The 1,743-nt window shown below is 32.5% G+C and carries 2 protein-coding genes; both read right to left on the bottom strand.

All coding sequences use genetic code 11. The features are described from left to right. The coding region (locus AC220I_RS22115) for a helix-turn-helix transcriptional regulator (protein WP_486726033.1) at positions 1-475 on the bottom strand (475 nt) is incomplete at its 3' end. A 448-nt stretch (positions 476-923) separates the two neighbouring features. Further along, positions 924-1,697: a GNAT family N-acetyltransferase gene (locus AC220I_RS22110; RefSeq protein WP_486726032.1), complete on the bottom strand. Its 774-nt coding sequence runs from the start codon at positions 1,695-1,697 to the stop codon at positions 924-926. Positions 1,698-1,743 lie beyond the last annotated feature (46 nt).

Here is a 1,743-nt window from a genome sequence, read left to right as displayed (position 1 = left end):
CTTCATACTTAATATCACTTAAATAATTTTTCATATCTCTCACGCCTCTTTCCATAATCAGATTTTTAAGGTCTTTATGTGTAGTGGGGAGTTCAGAGAAAAGACTATCTTCATCAATGTTCAACCTTAGATCATAGATTGTCAATGTACGCATCCTTAATGCGTCACTTTGTCTAAAATAATTAGGTGAATGACCATACTCCTTTTGAACCGCTCTTGAAAATGCCCGTTCAGATGAGTAACCGATCTCAAGTGCAATATCTATAATGCGCCTATCGGTTTTCAATAGGTCAAGGGCATACTCCAGCTTCTTCTTTCTCACGTATTCCATGATTGAAAACCCTGTATATATGCTAAACATATGATTCAAGTAATATTTTGAAAATCCGATGTAACTGGAAATCATGTCCAATGTAATTGGATGCGCCACATGTTCATCTACATAATTCACTATTTCTTGAAGATAATTCTTCATGTCTGAATACTCCTTTTCTTTATCTTGACCGGTCAATATGATTATAGTCTATTTGACATAGATTTATAGGACAATTCGTGCTTTCTAAAAGGCAAATCGTGTTCAAATTATTTTTGATTTCCGTAGATGATTTCTGTAGATGGCTTCTCTAGATGACTTCTGTAGATGACTTCTGTAGATGATTTTCGCCAAAGAGCTTGAAAGAATTCTTGAATATTGGCTATTTGGAAGTGTTTCAAAGAAATATACACTTAACTTTTGACCAGTCAAATACATTAAAAAGAAAAAGTTGCGCATGCCAAGTCAACTTTAAAAAGATCATAAGATTTTGAGGACAACTGTAACAGTCTTACTAGAGCATTGATAAAAGCTTGTTTTGAGTTCATATCCCATTTATGTGTTAAGCAACTATATATTTTTTTGTTTATGATCATTGTGTTTCAGTATATCAAAATTTGATTTTTAACAGTCTCGTACTGGTGCAAAATCCTGCCTTTTCAAGTGTTTTCTTAGAGTTATGATTGTAAAGCCAGCATCCTGCTATTGGAATTTTATTGTTTTCATAAACGGTCTTTTTTAGCTTCAGCAATATATCTTTGCCAATACCTTGCTGTCTATATTTCTCTAAGGTATACATGCCGATACTTACATATTCTTTTGCAATAACTCCATTTTCCCAAATGCCATAACCTACAATTTCTTGCCCTTTGCTTGCGATATAAATTTCTTTTCTGGCTACTCTCTCTTCATGTTTATCGATAAAATCGCCACTATACTTGATAATCTCAGCAATATCCCCTTTTTCAGCTAGCCTTAAATCAATTTCATTTTCAATTTCTGAAATTTCTTTAGCATCCATTGAATCCTTAAATAAATAGGCTTGTTTATCAATACTTTTATAGGCGTCTAATGCATGAGATAAAAAAAACTCATCACAAGTTGGCACCAATGCCATCTGGACAGTTTGCATTTTCTTCATTTTATAAAAGGCATCTTGACCTAAGTGCCTAAAACGACTTTCAATATAAAACTGAGTTAATAGGTTGCTATCATATATAGAAAAATAGCCAATTTTTAGACCCTTATGTTCAATTAAATAATGTTGAGCGTTCAAGATATGATCTTCCACATAGGAATCTATTGGTGAATTTAAAAGACTTACATATGAATTAATGAAATGACTTATTTCTTCGTAATTACACGCTTTGAAATCTAACTGCATAACTTTTCACATCCTTATTGGTTTAATTATAGTAAAGCGTCATATG

It is taken from the genome of Fusibacter sp. (genome assembly GCF_057447755.1).
Note: the sequence above shows the minus strand (reverse complement) of the source record. Positions and strands in the feature narration are given on the sequence as shown.